Source organism: Saccharothrix lopnurensis, assembly GCF_042658445.1.
GTDB lineage: Bacteria > Actinomycetota > Actinomycetes > Mycobacteriales > Pseudonocardiaceae > Actinosynnema > Actinosynnema lopnurensis.
Genome location: NZ_JBHSQO010000015.1, coordinates 149,384 through 164,818, shown reverse-complemented (window position 1 = coordinate 164,818; position 15,435 = coordinate 149,384). Strand labels below are relative to the sequence as shown.

Sequence of the window (15,435 nt, the reverse complement as noted above, 5' to 3'; positions counted from 1 at the left end):
CTCTCCCACCGCCGGCCACCCCCCTGCTGCCCCGAGGAGCCCGACCATGCTGCAACGACGCACGTTCCTGGCCGGCGGGCTGTCCGCCGCCGCCCTGGCCGTCACCGCCCGGACCGCCGCCGCGGCCCCCGGCGACTCCGCCTACGTGATGGGCTACTTCACCGAATCGCCCAACAGGGTCGCCGACCGCTACGCCCTGCACCTGGCGGTCAGCGCGGACGGCCTGAACTGGACCCCGCTCAACCAGGGCAACCCGGTGGCCACCCCGACCGCCGGCACGCGCGGGCTGCGCGACCCGTTCATCCTGCGCAGGCAGACCGGCGGGTTCGTGGTGCTGGCCACCGACCTGACCGGCACCGACTTCACCCGGCAGAACCAGTACATCCACGCCTGGGACTCGGCCGACCTGCGCTCGTTCACCAACTACCGCAGGCTGAAGATGCACTCCATGCCCACGCACACCTGGGCGCCGGAGGCGTTCTGGGACGCCGCGCGCGGTCAGTACGGCATCATCTACTCGGCCAACAGCGGCGGCCGCGACGGCATCTGGGTCAACTACACCACCGACTTCGTCACCGTCTCCGCGCCGCAGCTGTTCTTCGACCCCGGCTTCAACGTCCTCGACGCCACCGTCCACGTGGGCGGCGGCGCGAACTACCTGTACTACAAGAGCTTCAGCGACGGCCGCCTCTACGGCGCGCGGTCGGCCACGCTCAACCCGCGCGGCTTCACCACCTACACCGCCGGGGTCGTCAGCGGCGGCATCGAGGCCCCGATCGTGGTCAAGGCCCACGACCGCGACGAGTGGTGGCTGTGGGGCGACTCGTTCTCCCCGGTCAACGGCGAGCTCTACGCCTGGCGCAGCGGCAACGTCGCCACCGACTCCTGGACGCCGCTGACCAAGGCGCAGTACACCCAGCCGCTCAACGCCAAGCACCCCACCATCTGCGGCATCACCGCCACCGAGCACGCCAACCTGATCAGCAGGTGGGGCACGCCGGCCTGGAACCGGATCAAGTCCCACAACCACCCCGACCACCTGGTCCGGCACGCCGACAACGCCGCCCGGATCGACCCGTACCCGTTCGACCCCTACCAGGACTCGCTGTGGCAGCTCGTGCCCGGCCTGGCCGCGTCGTCGGGGGTGTCGTTCCGCTCGGTCAACTTCCCGGACCGCTACCTGCGCCACTCCGGCTACGTGGTGGGCCTGGCGGCCGACGACGGCAGCGCCGCCTTCGCCGCCGACGCCACCTTCCACCGCGTCGCCGGCCTCGCCGACGGCTCCCGCGCCTCCTTCCGGTCGCACAACTTCCCGGACCGCCACCTGCGCCACGCCAACTACCTGCTGCGCATCGACCCCGTCAGCACCGCCACCGACCGCGCCGACGCCACCTTCCACGTCGGCTACTGACGCGTCCCCTCGGCCGACCGGAGCCCCCACGATGAACCGAACCGCGCCCCGAAAACCACTGCTGCTCGCCGTCGCGCTGCTCACCGCGTTCGCGGGCCTGGTGGTCGCGCCCGCCCAGGCCACGCCCGCCGCGCAGTACACCAACCCGATCGCCAACCAGCGGGCCGACCCGCACATCTTCAGGCACACCGACGGCTACTACTACTTCACCGCCACCGCGCCGGAGTACGACCGGATCGTGCTGCGCCGCGCCACCACGATCCAGGGCCTGGCCACGGCGTCGGAGCAGGTGATCTGGCGGCGGCACACCAGCGGCGAGATGGGCGCGCACATCTGGGCGCCGGAGATCCACTTCGTCAACGGCCGGTGGTACGTCTACTTCGCCGCCGGGCGCACCGACGACGTGTGGCGCATCCGCCCGTACGTGCTGGAGAACTCCAGCGCCAACCCGCTGGGCGGCACGTGGACCGAGCGGGGCCGGGTCAACGTCCCGTGGGACACCTTCTCGCTGGACATGTCCACGTTCGTGGTCAACGGCGTGCGCTACCTGACCTGGGCGCAGGCCGAACCGGGCATCAGCACCAACTCCAACGTCTACCTCGCCCGGATGGGCGCCAACCCCTGGCAGGTCACCGGCACCGTGGCCCGGCTGGTGGTGCCCACGCTGACCTGGGAGACCCGGGGCTACAAGGTCGCCGAGGGACCGGCGGTCGTCCAGCGCGACGGGCGGGTGTTCCTGACCTACTCGGCCAGCGCCACCGACGCCAACTACTGCCTGGGGATGCTGTCCGCGTCGGCCTCGGCGGACCTGCTCAACCCCGCGTCGTGGAGCAAGTCGTCCACCCCGGTCTTCCAGAGCAACGCCGCCACCGGCCAGTACGGGCCCGGCCACAACTCGTTCACCGTGTCCGAGGACGGGCGCGGCGACATCCTCGTCTACCACGACCGCAACTACCGGGACATCTCCGGCGACCCGCTCAACGACCCCAACCGCCGCACCCGCGTGCAGAAGGTCTACTGGAGCGCCGACGGCACGCCCGATTTCGGCATCCCGGTCGCGGACGGCGTCACCCCGGTGCGGCTGAAGTCCTACAGCTACCCGGACCGGTTCGTCCGGCACTACGACTTCCGCGCCCGCGTCGAGGCGAACGTGCGGCCGCTGGCCGACTCCCAGTTCCGCCTGGTCCCCGGCCTGGCCGGGACGGGCACGGTGTCGCTGGAGTCGGCCAACTACCCCGGCTACCACCTGCGCCACCGGGACCACCAGCTGTACGTGGAGCGCGGTGACGGCTCGGCGCTGTTCCGGGGCGACGCGAGCTTCACCCGCCGCGCCGGGCTGGCCGACGCCTCGGCCGCGTCCTTCGAGTCGCAGAACCTCCCGGGCCTGTTCATCAGGCACAACGGCACCACGCTCGGCATCGGGGCGGTGGGTGACGCCACCGGCCGCGCGGACGCCACGTTCGTGGTGGAGTAGTTCGTCACAGGAGGTGGTTGGGCGGTCGGGGAGCGGGAACTCACCCCACGAGCGACGACAGGGAGGTGGGTTCCCATGACCCGACCGCACGACCGGGCCGAGGACGCCCGCGAGCAGCGGGTGGTGCTCGGCAGCTACCGCGAGTACGCGGACGCGGAACGCGTGGTCGACCGGTTGTCCGACGCCGGGTTCCCGGTCGAGCACACCGCGATCGTGGGGCGCGGGCTCAACAGCGTCGAGCAGGTCACCGGGCGGTTGACGACCCTCGGGGCCGCCGGTCAGTCCGCGCTGTCCGGCGCGGTGCTCGGCGCCCTGTTCGGCTGGATCTTCGGCCTGTTCAACTGGGTCGACCCGGTCATCTCCGGGCTGCTGCTCGCGTTCTACGGCCTGCTGTTCGGCGCGGCGCTGGGCGCGGTGCTGGGAGTGGTCGGCCACTCGCTGACCGGTGGTCGGCGCGACTTCTCGTCGATCTCGGCGATGCGGGCCGACAGCTACGAGGTGCTGGTGTCGGCGCACCTGGCGGACGAGGCCGCGCGGCTGCTGGGCGCGGCGCCCGCGCCGCGCGCGGACCACCCCGCGCCCTCGCCGCGCCCGACCGCCTGAGGTCCCGGGTCCGGGCCCGCTCCGCTTCAGGGGGCCCGGACCTCGGCCCACACCACCTTGTACCCGTCCTCGCACCGGAAGCCCCAGTGCGAGGACAGGCGGTTGACCAGCAGCAGGCCGCTGCCGTGGGTCGGCACGTCCGGTCTGCCCAGGACCGGCAGCAGGCTCGGGCTGCGGTCCCGCACCTCCACCCGCACCGCGCGGCCCTCCCGCCGCAGGCGGACCAGGAGCGGCCCACCGGCGTGCCGGCGCGCGTTGGCGACCAGCTCCTCCGCTATCAGCACGAAGTCCTTCACGAGCCCGGCCGGGAAGTCGTCGGCGACCTCGCGGACCCAGCTCTCGACGTCCACCGGCGGCGGGACCTCGGCGAGCACCGGGTCACATCCATCACCCGGCAGCCCCGTCGCGTTCATCTGCAAGCACCACCTTAGGCGCCCTGTCTGCTCAAGGCGCTGGGCCTGTCTACCCCTGATCGCCGGGGTTCAAACCCGTGCTTCGCCGGCATTCACGAGGGGTACCGGAACGGGCATGGAGACCACGCTGAAGCGGGCTGTCAGCACGCCCCTGCTGTACTTCTTCATCCTGGGGGACACGCTGGGCGCGGGCGTCTACGTGCTGATCGGCTCGATCGCGGGCAAGTCCGGGGGAGCGGTGTGGCTGCCCCTGCTCACCGCGCTCGCGCTGGCCTCCCTCACCGCCGCCTCCTACGCCGAGCTGGCCACCAGGTTCCCGAGAGCGGGCGGCGCGTCCCACTACGCGACGAAGGCGCTGGGACCCGCGGCCGGCTCGCTGGTCGGGGTCTGCATGTTGGCGGCGGGCATCGTGTCGGTCGGCGCGCTGGCGCGGGCGTTCGCGGGCGACTACCTCGAAGCCCTGGTCTCCTGGCCCGCGGCCGTGGTCGTGGTGGTGTTCCTGGTGGCCCTGGCGCTGCTCAACCTCCGGGGCATCAAGGAGTCGCTGGGCGCCAACGTGGCCGCCACGCTCGTCGAGGTCGGCGGGTTGGCGCTGATCATCGGCCTGGGCACGTGGGTGGTCCTGCGGGGTGACGCCGACCTGGGGCGGCTGACCGAGGCCGGGACCGGCGAGCAGGGCGTGGTCGCGGCGACGCTGGCGGGCGCGGTGCTGGCGTTCTACTCGTTCGTCGGGTTCGAGACCTCGGTGAACCTGGCCGAGGAGGTGGCGAACCCGCGGCGGTCCTACCCGATCGCGCTGTTCGGCGCGCTGCTCACCGCCGGGGCGGTCTACCTGCTGCTGGGGCTGGTCACCAGCGCCTCCGTGCCCACCGACCGGCTCGCCTCCTCCAGCGGCCCGCTGCTGGAGGTGGTGCGGGTGGCCGGCGGCGTGCCCGAGCAGCTGTTCAGCGTCATCGCGCTGGTCGCGGTCGCCAACGGCGCGCTGCTCACCGGCATCATGTCCTCCCGGCTGGCCTACGGCATGGCCCGCGACGGCCTGCTGCCCGCCCCGCTGACCCGCGTGCTGCCGGGCCGCCGCACGCCGTGGGTGGCCATCACCGCCACCGCGGCGCTGTCCCTGGTGCTCGCGCTGACCGGCGAGGTCGCCGCGCTCGCCGAGACGCTGGTCCTGCTGCTGCTCATCGTGTTCACCGCGGTCAACGTGGCCGTGCTGGTGCTGCGCCGCGGCGACGACGGCGAGGCCGACCACTTCCGGGTGCCCGCCGTCGTGCCCGTGCTGGGAGTGGCCTCGTGCCTGCTGCTGTTCACCCGGATCGACGGCGCGGTGTGGCTGCGCGGCCTGGCCCTGGTCGGCCTGGGCGTGCTGCTGGCCGTGGTGAACGCGGCCCGGCGACGGCGGACCCCCGCCGACGAGCGGTGACCGGCCCCGGCCGGTTCGCGCGCCACGCGGTTCGCCGCCTAGATTCGCACCCATGATCTTCGGGATCGCCGCCGTCGTCCCCGCCCTGTTCTTCGTGATCGGCATGGTCCGGGACCGGCGGCGGATCTCCAACGCCGTGTGGCTCGGCGTGACCCTGGTGCTCCTGCTGCTGTGGCTGGTCTTCCGCGCCGCCGAGGCCGAGGGGTGGGCGGCGGTCGCGGTCGGGTACGCGTTCGTGGCCGTGGCGGTCGGGCTGGGGCTCGTGCTGCCGCTCGCGCTGCTCGCCAACGGCGTGGTCATGCTCAAGCGGGAGGGGCTGAAACCGGCCAACCTGCTGTCGCTGCTGGCCGGGTTGGCGATCTTCGGCGTCGGCTTCGCCTTCGCGTTCGCCACCGCGCGCACCGGGCCGCTGGTCGACGCGGTGATCGGGGCGCTGCTGGTGGTGGCCGCCTACGTGGCGTTCCTGTTCGTCAGCCTCCTGCTCTACTCGGTCGTCTACGGCAGCGTCGGCCGCCGCAGCGGGTTCGACGCGATCGTGGTGCTCGGCGCGGGCCTGATCGGCGACCGCGTCCCGCCGCTGCTGGCGAGCCGGCTCGACCGCGCGCTGGGGCTGTACCGGCGGGAGGTCGACGCCGGTCGCGCGCCGCTGGTCGTGGTCTCCGGCGGGCAGGGCGCCGACGAGGCCGTGCCGGAGGCGGTGGCCATGGCCGAGTACCTGGAGCGCCGGGGCGTGCCCGGGGAGGCGGTCGTGCTGGAGGACCGGGCCACGACCACCGAGCAGAACCTGGCCTACAGCGCGGTACTGCTCGCCGAGCGCGGCCGGACGGGTCGGACGGTCGCGGTGACCAACAACTTCCACGTCTTCCGGGCCGCCGTGGTGGCGCGCCGGCTGCGGCTGCGGACGCAGATCATCGGCGCGCGCACGGCCCGGTACTTCCTGCCCAGCGCGTTCCTGCGCGAGTTCGTGGCCCTGCTGGCGCAGAACCCGGTCGCGCACGCCCTGTCCTGCGGCCTGCTGGTGCTCCTGTACCTGGTGCCGACCCTGGCGTGAGGCCCGGCCCGGCGGCGCGGCCGTCGCCGGTCACCCCCGGCCTGCCCGCGGTGAGACCGCGCCCCACCCACCGCTCGAACCCCGTGGCGATCAGGTCGGCGGTCCGCTCCGGCCCCGCCCGGTCCACTCGCGGGCCGGCGCACCCCGTGACCCGACCCCACCCGTGGTCACGCTCCGGATGTGCGCGACCACCTTTCGTAGGTTCTGATCACGTGGCCGTTGCTCCATACTCGCCTTCGGCGCGGCGGCCTCCTGTCACCCTGCCTCGGCCGCCGGCCTTGTCTGGAGGTCTGTCGATGAAGGCATGGATAGGTCTTGTCGCGACGGCGTTGTTGCTCCCCGGGAGCGGTGCCCTGGCCGCTCAGCCCGACACCACGCCGTACTACTGGCAGGTCCCGGGCGCCGGTGAACGGATGTTGGAAGCAGCCGGGTTCGACGTCGAGCACGGCGTCGACGGCACGGTGCAGGTGGTCGGCGACTCGCGCGTGGCGGACCGGCTGACCGCTCTCGGCTACCGGCCGAGGAAGTTCGACGCGGTGTACAAGCCGGTGGTCCCCGGCGGGGCTTCGGACATCGGCGTCCAGACCTTCTACGGCGGCTACCGGACCGCGGCCGAGCACGACAGGCGCCTGACCGACGTGGCGGCGGCCTTCCCGGCGTTGACGCAGGTCTACGACATCGGCGACAGCTGGCGCAAGACGCGCGGCCAGGGCGGGCACGACATCAAGGCCATCTGCATCACCAGGAAGCAGGCCGGCGACTGCGCGCTGAGCCCCAACTCCGCCAAGCCCCGGTTCGCCGTGATCGCGCAGGTCCACGCGCGGGAACTGGCGACGGGCGAACTGGCGTGGCGGTGGATCGACCACGTCACCCGGGGCTACGGCACGGACGCCGAAGTCACGTCGATCCTGGACACCACGGAGCTGTGGGTGGTGCCGGTGGTCAACCCCGACGGCGTGGACATCGTCGCCTCCGGTGGCAACCAGCCGCTGATGCAGCGCAAGAACGCCAACAACACCGGCGCCTCCTGCTCGGCGCCGGGTTACGGCATCGACCTGAACCGCAACTCCACGTTCAAGTGGGGTGGCGCCGGCACGAGCCGGTGCGGCGAGACCTACCAGGGCACGGCAGCCGGTTCCGAGCCGGAGACCAGGGCGGTCGAGGCGTGGTTCAAGCAGCTGTTCCCCGACCAGCGGGGTCCGGGCGACACCGAGCCGGCGCCGGTGACGACCAGGGGTGTGATGATCACGATCCACAGCTACGGCAACCTGATCATGCCCCCGTGGGGCTGGACGTGGAACGCCAACCCGAACGCGTCGCAGCTGGCGGCGCTGGGCAGGAAGATGGCGGCGTTCAACGGGTACACCGTGGTGGCCGAGGGCGACACGACGGGCACGACCGACGACTTCACCTACGGCAACCTGGGCATCGCGAGCTACACGTTCGAGATCGGCTCGGGCAGCGGCAGCTGTGGCGGCTTCTTCCCGCAGTACTCGTGCGTGGACAGCCTGTTCTGGCCGCGGAACAAGGGTGCGTTCCTGACGGCGGCGAAGGCGGCGAGGGCGCCCTACGCGAGCTGATCCCGCGTCGAGCCCGCGGCCGTCGCGAGCCGCGGGGGTGCCGGTCTGATCGACTGCCCGCCGTTCAACGGACGGGGCGGTGCCGAGAACCGTCCGGGTCGCGTCGGTGGCGTCCCGGGTCCCGGCGTCCGTCGGCGGGTTCGGCGCCCGTGCGACGGCGGCCCGTGCGACCCGGTGGTCGCGCGGGCCGCCGTCCGCGAGGCGCGTGGATCGCCGGGGTGCGCGACCCGCGCACCACCGAGGTGCGGTCGGTGAACCCGGACGAGCGGTCGGACCCGGGGCCGCGGTGGTGCCCGGCCGTCCTCACCGGCGGTGGTCTCGACGTGTCGGGTGCGCCGCGCTCGTCGACATGCCGAGTACCGTCGACGTGACGCGGATCGAGCGAACAACCACGGCTCGTCGCACGTGTTGGTGTCGTACGCCGGGAAGGTCGGCCTGGGTCGAGGCCGACGCGTCGAGGCACGCCCTGTGGAACGAGATCGCGCCCCCGCACGCGACACCGCGACCGGCCACCCCCGCCGCACCCTGCCCGGTGCGCCATCCTGCTGAGGGGAAACCATGCCGACCAACGACACCGTCACCTCGGACCTGTTCATCGGCGGACAGTGGTCCCCGGCCGAAGGCGGCCGGTACCGGCAGACGGTGGAGGCGGTGACCGGGCACCCGATCGCCCTGGTCGCCGCCGCCTCCGTCGCGGACGCCCGGGGGGCCGCGGCCGCGGCCGCGTCGGCCTTCCCGGCCTGGGCCGCGACGCCTCCCGCCCGCCGACGGGAAATCCTGCACCGGGCAGCCGCCCTGTTGGGCGAGAGGGCGGCGGAGCTGTCGACGCTCATGCGCAAGGAGATGGGCGCGACCCGGCTGTGGGGCGAGTTCAACGTGCGCCTCGCCCGGGGCATGTTGACCGAGGCCGCCGCCCGGGCGTACTCGGCGGTCGGCGAGGTGATCCCCTCCGACATCCCCGGGATGACCGCCCTGGCCCTGCGGGAGCCGTGCGGCGTGGTGGTCGGCATCGCGCCGTGGAACGCCCCGCTGATCCTCGGCGTGCGGGCGATCGCGATGCCCCTGGTCTTCGGCAACACCGTCGTGCTCAAGGCATCCGAACAGGTGCCGTGCACCCATGCGGCCATCGTCGAAGTCCTGCACGACGCGGGGGTCCCGGCAGGTGTGGTCAACCTCGTCAGCAACGCTCCCGAAGACGCGGCACAGGTCGTCGAGGCGCTCATCGCGCACCCCGCGGTCACCCGGGTGAACTTCACCGGCTCGACGCGCGTCGGCCGGATCGTCGCCGAGACGGCGGGACGGCACCTCACCCGGACCGTGCTGGAACTGGGTGGCAAAGCACCCTTCGTGGTCCTCGCCGACGCCGACCTCGGTGCCGCCGCGGCGGCCGCCGGGTTCGGCGCCTTCCTCAACCAGGGCCAGATCTGCATGGCCACGGAGCGCCTCATCGCGGACCGCTCGGTCGCCGACGAACTGTCGCACCGCCTGACCGCCCACGCGGCGAACCTCGTCGTCGGTCCCCCCGACGACCCGGCCACCCAGATCGGTCCCGTCGTGCACGCCGCCGCCCGCGACCACGTGATGGCGCTGATCGACGACGCCCGCGAGCACGGCGCCCGGGTGCTGACCGGCGGCACCGCGGACGGACTGTTCGTGCGACCGACCGTGCTGCGCGGCGTGACCGCCGGGATGCGCGCCTACTCCGAGGAATCCTTCGGCCCGCTCGTCACGATCACCGAGGTGGCGGACCCCGACGAGGCCGTCCGGATCGCCAACGACACCGACTACGGCCTCTCGGCCGCCGTCTTCGGCCGGGACGCCACCACCGCACTGGGCGTGGCGCGCCGGATCCGCTCGGGCATCTGCCACGTCAACGGAGCCACCGTCCACGACGAGCCCCAGATGCCCTTCGGCGGCCTCGGGGCCAGCGGGTGGGGCCGCTTCGGTTCCCGAGCGGCACTGGAGGAGTTCACCGAACTGCGGTGGATCACCTTGCAGAGCGGCGAACGCCACTACCCCATCTGACGGTGCCGCGGCCCGGGACCGGACAACGCGGGTGGGATCACCACGGGTGGCGGCTTCACCGAGGGCCGCACGACCGGGGCCGGGAGCGCCGGCGAGCCGGTGACGAGCACCGCACCGGCGACGCGGTGGCCGATCCGCGGCCCGGCGGCACCGCCGCACCGCGCATCCCCCGGGACGTGGGCCTCCCGGGGGTGCCACCGCCGCCCACGCCGCTCGTCGAGCGGGAGGCGATGGGTCCGCAGCGCTTCGCGGCGGTCGGCACCGCCCCGCACGTCGGCGGCGGCGCGCCGGGGGAGGCGGTCGAGCGGCTGCTGTTCCTCGCGCGGCACGACGTTGGCCGGCCGCGCCCGAGGGCGGTACTCAGGTCAGCGCGGGCTCGGCCGCCCCTTCCAGCCGGTCGCGGTGCAGGGCCGGGCTGCCGCCCTCCGCCCCGTCGGCCAGGCCCGCCAGCTGCTCGCGCGCCGCGTCCGCGCTGCTCGTCCGCGCCACCCACGACAGCTCGGCCCTGGCCCGCCCGGTGTCCACCAGCGGCGACCGGGTGCCCACGTCGAACCAGCCCGGCGACATGCGGATCGCGTGCAACCGCCACAGCACGTCCACGGCGGTCCGCATCACCCGACCGGGCAGCGGCAGCAGCCGCGCGCCCGTCAGGTGGGCCAGGTCCGCCGCCGTGATCACGTCGGCGGCCAGGTTGAACGCGCCGCGCGCCCGCCGCCGCAGGATGCGCACCACCGCGTCACCCACGTCGTCGGCGTGCACCAGCTGCACGGCCAGCCCGGCGGGCAGCGGCAGCACGGGCAGCAGGCCCCGGTGCACCAGCCGGAGCAGCCAGCGCGGGGTGACCGGGTCGAAGAACAGCGCCAGGAAGCTCGCCGACGCCTCCCGCAGCGCCACCAGCGTCGGCCGCACCACCGCCACGGCCACCTCGGGGTTCTCCTCGGCGAAGCGCCGCACCAGCGCCTCCACCTCCGACTTGCCCTGCCCGTACACCGAACCGGGCACGCCGGTGGTCGGCCAGTCCTCGTCCACCGGGTCGTCCCCGGCGGGCGCGTACGCGGCGATGGACGACGTGTGCACCACCTGCGCCACCCCGGCCCGCTTCACCGCCTCCAGCACCGCCGCGGTGCCCTGGTGGTTGGTGCGGTGCAGCCGCCCGCCGTCGCGCAGGGGCTGGAACATCCACACCAGGTGCACCACCGCGTCCGCGCCGGCGAACGCCTCGTCCAGCACGTCCCGCGCCCCCGCGTCGGCCAGGTCGCAGGCGCGCCACGTGGCCGTGTCGTACGGCGGCACGGGGTCCGGCGGCCGGCGGCAGATGCCGATGACCTCGTGCTCCTCGCGGTCGGCGGCCAGGGCGCGCAGCACCCCGGTGCCGACGTTCCCGGACGCCCCGGTGATCACGATCTTCACGTCAACCGCTCCGTTCTCCTGGTCGCCCGACCACCGGGTCGAGCACGATCACCCCGAGCCTGCGGGCCCCGCCCGAGGGCACCTCGACCACCGACCCCTTGCGCGCCAGCAGCTCGCCGGCCCGCCGGTAGAAGCCGAGCTGCGTGCGTCGGCCCACCAGCCGCCAGCCGAACCGCATCCACCACGGCGCGCGGGGGTGCAGCTGCGAGTGGCTGCGCGCGGTGAACCCGACCTCGCCGGACCGGTGGTCCTTGACCAGCTCGTAGTCCACCCGACCGCGCTCCAGGTGGCCCTGGAGCGTCTCGTAGCCCCAGCCCCACAGCGTCCGGTCGGCGTTCGACTCGTCCCGCACCGAGGTGACCCGCACCCCCATCAGGAACCGCAGCCCCGGCAACCTCGCCTCCAGCAGGACGTCCCGCCCGAGCAGCGCCGACCCGCGCTCGTAGTACGCCCGCACCGTCTCCGGCGGCGTGAACCCGTACTCCGCGACCACCTCGCGCGACCGCTGCCACAGGCCGCCCTCCTCCGGTGGTCCCGCGCCCTCGTGCCCCAGCGACCGCCGGTGCACGTCGAAGACCCAGTCCCGAGGCCCCACCTCCGCCGGGTCGTAGTTCAGGCCGCGGCCGCGCAGATCGCGCAGCACGGCCCCGATGTCGACCTGCCCGGGTCTGCTCAACCGCACGACCAGCCGGGTTGCCGGGTTGACCGCCGCGAAACCCCACGAGTGGGCGAACCGATGTCGCCCGAACCGTTTGTGATCGGGACGTCCGGGTAGTCGGTCAACACGAAGCGTGTTCGCCCATCGACGGGAGTCGACATGTCCCGAACCAACTCAACCACGCGCACGCCGGTGCAGCTGGCCGCGACGGTGGTGGGCGCGGTGTTCCTGGTGGTCGGCATCGCCGGGTTCATCCCGGGCCTGACGACCGAGTACGACACGCTCCAGTTCGCCGGGCACCACTCCGAGGCCATGCTGTTCGGCCTGTTCAACGTCTCCATCCTGCACAACATCGTCCACCTGCTGTTCGGCGTGGCCGGTCTCGCGCTGGCCAGGACCACTCGCGGGGCCTACCTGTTCCTCGTCGGCGGGGCCGTGATCTACCTCGTGCTCTGGCTCTACGGCCTGCTGATCGACCACGACAGCGCGGCCAACTTCGTGCCGCTCAACAACGCCGACAACTGGCTGCACCTGCTGCTGGCCGTCGGCATGGCCGGCCTGGGCATGGCCCTGGGCCGCTCGTCCCTGCCGCGCCGGACCTGACGGGCACGGCCCGCCGGGACCGGTCCTGACCGGGCCGGCCCCCCACCCCAGCCGACCGGGATCGCGCCCTGCGATCCCGGTCGTGTCGTCTTCTTCGCCCGGAAGGGTGAACCTCATGACCGGACGCACGCGGTGGTGACGGGCCGGCCCGAGCACCCCGAGGGGGCCCCGGTCCGCGGGCTCCGCCGGTACGTGGGCGCGGTCGCCGCGGAGCTGGGGATGACGGGGGAGCACGGGCGCGCCGAGGGCGGGCCGCCCGCCCGCGGCCACCTCGCGGTGCGCGGTCACCTGCCGTCGTTCCCCGACCGGGTGGTGGTGCTGGTGTGGGACGAGGAGTACGGCTGGGGCGCCGCGGTGGCGGTCGAGCGGGACGACGACCTGGCGGTGCTGGCCTACCTGGGCGGCGAGGTGCTGCCCCCGGCCGCGGCGGTGGCCGCGTTCACCAGGGCGCTCCTGCGCGGGGAGCACCCCGGTGACCCGCGACCGGTCCGGCTGCGCGCGGTGGGCGACGCCGACGGCCTGGTGGACGACCTCGGCGGCTACGCGCCCTGAGAGGCGCTACCGGCGCTACGCGTCCTGAGAGGCGCTGCCCGGCGCTACGCGTCCTGAAAACGCCACCGGCGCTACGCGTCCTGGAGGCCCGAGCGGACCTCGGCCGGCCCCTGGGCGGCCGCCTCAGCGGCCTCCTCCAGCCCCGACGCGTCCCGGTACACCCGGGTGATCTCGGCGGCGATGCGGTCGGTGCGGTAGCGCGCCTCCACCCGGTCCGCGGCCGCCGTGCCGTAGGCGTCCCGCCGCGCGTCGTCGACCAGCAGCGGCCGCAGCACGCGGGCCAGCGCGTTCGGCTCGCCCGGCGGCACGAGCACCCCGGTCACACCGTCCACGACCGTCTCGGCCAGGCCGGCCACCGCGCTGGCGACCACCGGCACGCCGCAGGCCATCGCCTCCAGCGGCGCCGAGGCCGTCTCGCCCCACGTCGTGCACACCACCGCGTCGGCGGAGCGCAGCAGCGCGGGCCGCGCCACCCGCGGCACCGGGCCGACCAGCCGCACCCGGTCGGCGACGTCGTGCTCGCGGGCCAGCTCCCGCAGCGCGCGCACCCGCTCCGGGCCGCCGCCGACCACGACCAGCTCGGTGTCCCGCACGCCGCGCAGCGCGACGACGACCTCCTCCGCGCCGTCGTCGAAGGTGATCAGCCGGTGCGGCAGCTGCCGGGTGAGCCGCGGCCCGTCCGGGGTGAACCGCGAGACGTCCACCGCGGGCGGCACCACGGCCACGTGCTGCCGCGGCACGCCCATCCGGACCAGCTCCAGCACCTCGTCCGACGAGGTGGCCACGACGCGGCTCGCCTCGCGGGCGATCAGCCGTTCGGTGGACACGCGCGCCGCCGGGATCACCCGACCGCGCACCTTGCGCTCCAGGCAGCCCAGCTCGTGGAACGTCTGCACCACCGGCACGCCCAGGCCGCTCGCGGCCAGCACGGCCGCCAGGCCCGAGGTCCAGGAGTGCGCGTGCACCACGTCCGGCGGGTCGGCCTGCCACCGGTCGCGCAGGGCGCGGATGAACTCGTCGAGGTGCGGCGGCAGCTCGTCCGAGGGGAGGGGGCCGGGAGGTCCGGCGGGCCCGTGGACCACCTCGTAGCCGGGCTTCGCCCGCACCACCTCGGGCGGTCGCACGGAGTCCCGGCGGGTGTGGACGGTGACGTCGTGGCCCTGCTCGGTCAGCGCCGCGGCCAGGTCCGCCACGTGGACGTCCTGACCGCCCTCCTCCTGATCCATGAGCACCGGCAGCGGACTGGCGTGGACCGATACGACCGCGATCTTCATGGGTTGTCCTCCGACAGCGCGACCGGCGGGGCCTGGTCGCGCACGGCAGGCTGTGTTTTCAACCCACGGTGGACCGTACAAGCAACACCCGGGTGCTGCCACTTGGAACGCGGGAGGTTGGCGGGGCCGTCGCCGGGTACGGACAGGGGACCGATCACGACCGAGGAGGGATTCGGATGGCCACCGGCGAGACCGGCTTCGACGACGTCAGCTTCGACCTGATCTCCGTGCAGTACCACTCGCTCAAGGCGGGGCACGACTACGGCCAGTACGTCCGCGACGCCGAGAACGCGGGCCGGCAGGACGTCGCGGACTTCTTCCGCCGCGTGATGGAGGAGGACTCGGCCCGCGCCAGGCAGTGCCACGAGTTCCTCAAGCAGCTGTCGGGCAGCGACGAGTCCGGTCCGGCGCTGACCTGAGGCCGGGTCCATGAGGGTCGTCGTCCTGGCCGACACCCACGCGCCCCGGCGGTGGAGGTCCTGCCCGCCCGCGGTCGCGGAGCACCTGCGCCGCGCGGACGTCGTCCTGCACGCGGGTGACGTCTGCGTGGCCGGCGTGCTCGACGAGCTGGCGCAGTACGCGCCGGTCACCGCCGTGCGCGGGAACAACGACGGTCCGGACGTCGCCGAGTGGGGCGCGCCGGAGACCGTCTCGCTGGACCTGGCCGGCCTGCGGGTCGCGATGGTCCACGACAGCGGGCAGGCGACCGGCCGCACCGCCCGGATGCGCCGCCGGTTCCCCGACGCGCAGCTGGTGGTCTACGGGCACTCGCACATCCCGGTGGACCTGACGGGTGACGGCGTGCGGGTGTTCAACCCCGGTTCGCCGACCGACCGGCGGCGGCAGCCGCACGGCACCGTCGGGCTGCTCGACATCGAGGACGGGGTGCTGCTGGACGCCCGGATCGTGCCGGTGACCTGAGCGCCCCCGGTGACCCGGGCACCCCCGGTGACCTGGACAC

Annotated in this window: 15 protein-coding genes; 11 read left to right on the top strand and 4 right to left on the bottom strand. The window is 73.8% G+C overall.

Going from position 1 to position 15,435, the window contains the following annotated elements; translation table 11 throughout:
* Positions 1–46: 46 nt before the first annotated feature.
* The 3 genes from ACFP3R_RS17370 (at position 47) to ACFP3R_RS17360 (ending at position 3,488) form a co-directional block, all read left to right on the top strand.
* The gene (locus ACFP3R_RS17370) at positions 47–1,411 is read left to right on the top strand and encodes an AbfB domain-containing protein (RefSeq protein ID WP_380637255.1); all 1,365 of its coding nucleotides are present in this window, start codon (positions 47–49) and stop codon (positions 1,409–1,411) included.
* Positions 1,412–1,442: 31 nt separating this feature from the next.
* Entirely contained in the window at positions 1,443–2,885 is a 1,443-nt protein-coding gene (locus ACFP3R_RS17365; RefSeq protein ID WP_380637254.1) for a family 43 glycosylhydrolase, read from the top strand.
* A 75-nt stretch (positions 2,886–2,960) separates the two neighbouring features.
* Positions 2,961–3,488, top strand: coding sequence for a YflT domain-containing protein (locus ACFP3R_RS17360; RefSeq protein WP_380637253.1), 528 nt, complete (start codon positions 2,961–2,963; stop codon positions 3,486–3,488).
* Positions 3,489–3,514: 26 nt separating this feature from the next.
* Here ACFP3R_RS17360 and ACFP3R_RS17355 read toward each other — a convergent pair whose 3' ends face one another.
* Positions 3,515–3,901, bottom strand: coding sequence for an ATP-binding protein (locus ACFP3R_RS17355; protein ID WP_380637252.1), 387 nt, complete (start codon positions 3,899–3,901; stop codon positions 3,515–3,517).
* Between the two features lie 115 nt (positions 3,902–4,016).
* On the opposite strand from ACFP3R_RS17355, the gene ACFP3R_RS17350 reads away from it, so the two are divergent.
* From ACFP3R_RS17350 to ACFP3R_RS17335, 4 genes are all read left to right on the top strand, one after another.
* Positions 4,017–5,321, top strand: coding sequence for an APC family permease (locus tag ACFP3R_RS17350; RefSeq protein WP_380637251.1), 1,305 nt, complete (start codon positions 4,017–4,019; stop codon positions 5,319–5,321).
* A gap of 52 nt (positions 5,322–5,373) precedes the next feature.
* The gene (locus tag ACFP3R_RS17345; protein WP_380637250.1) at positions 5,374–6,372 is read left to right on the top strand and encodes a YdcF family protein; all 999 of its coding nucleotides are present in this window, start codon (positions 5,374–5,376) and stop codon (positions 6,370–6,372) included.
* 413 nt (positions 6,373–6,785) lie between these two features.
* Positions 6,786–7,952 carry a M14 family zinc carboxypeptidase gene (locus ACFP3R_RS17340; RefSeq protein ID WP_380637249.1) on the top strand — a complete coding sequence of 389 codons (1,167 nt, stop codon included), beginning with the start codon at positions 6,786–6,788 and terminating at the stop codon, positions 7,950–7,952.
* Positions 7,953–8,510: 558 nt separating this feature from the next.
* Positions 8,511–9,977 (top strand): aldehyde dehydrogenase family protein, encoded by a 1,467-nt coding sequence (locus ACFP3R_RS17335; RefSeq protein WP_380637248.1) that lies wholly within the window; start codon positions 8,511–8,513, stop codon positions 9,975–9,977.
* Positions 9,978–10,337: 360 nt separating this feature from the next.
* Here the strand turns inward: ACFP3R_RS17335 and ACFP3R_RS17330 are convergent, their stop codons facing one another.
* Together ACFP3R_RS17330 and ACFP3R_RS17325 are read right to left on the bottom strand one after the other, a co-directional pair.
* Positions 10,338–11,387, bottom strand: coding sequence for an NAD-dependent epimerase/dehydratase family protein (locus tag ACFP3R_RS17330; protein ID WP_380637247.1), 1,050 nt, complete (start codon positions 11,385–11,387; stop codon positions 10,338–10,340).
* Between the two features lies 1 nt (position 11,388).
* Positions 11,389–12,069 carry a DUF1990 family protein gene (locus ACFP3R_RS17325; RefSeq protein WP_380637246.1) on the bottom strand — a complete coding sequence of 227 codons (681 nt, stop codon included), beginning with the start codon at positions 12,067–12,069 and terminating at the stop codon, positions 11,389–11,391.
* 135 nt (positions 12,070–12,204) lie between these two features.
* Between ACFP3R_RS17325 and ACFP3R_RS17320 the strand changes: the two genes are divergently transcribed.
* Both ACFP3R_RS17320 and ACFP3R_RS17315 read left to right on the top strand, forming a co-directional pair.
* On the top strand, positions 12,205–12,648 hold the full coding sequence (locus tag ACFP3R_RS17320) for a DUF4383 domain-containing protein (protein ID WP_380637245.1): 444 nt from the start codon (positions 12,205–12,207) through the stop codon (positions 12,646–12,648).
* 135 nt (positions 12,649–12,783) lie between these two features.
* Entirely contained in the window at positions 12,784–13,200 is a 417-nt protein-coding gene (locus ACFP3R_RS17315) for a DUF6292 family protein (RefSeq protein ID WP_380637244.1), read from the top strand.
* Between the two features lie 71 nt (positions 13,201–13,271).
* Here the strand turns inward: ACFP3R_RS17315 and ACFP3R_RS17310 are convergent, their stop codons facing one another.
* Positions 13,272–14,474, bottom strand: a complete 1,203-nt coding sequence (locus ACFP3R_RS17310) for a glycosyltransferase (RefSeq protein WP_380637243.1) — start codon at positions 14,472–14,474, stop codon at positions 13,272–13,274.
* 176 nt (positions 14,475–14,650) lie between these two features.
* Here ACFP3R_RS17310 and ACFP3R_RS17305 point away from each other — a divergent pair, with 176 nt between their 5' ends.
* Together ACFP3R_RS17305 and ACFP3R_RS17300 are read left to right on the top strand one after the other, a co-directional pair.
* Positions 14,651–14,893, top strand: coding sequence for an acyl carrier protein (locus tag ACFP3R_RS17305; RefSeq protein WP_380637242.1), 243 nt, complete (start codon positions 14,651–14,653; stop codon positions 14,891–14,893).
* Positions 14,894–14,903: 10 nt separating this feature from the next.
* Entirely contained in the window at positions 14,904–15,395 is a 492-nt protein-coding gene (locus tag ACFP3R_RS17300) for a metallophosphoesterase family protein (RefSeq protein ID WP_380637241.1), read from the top strand.
* Positions 15,396–15,435: the final 40 nt, after the last annotated feature.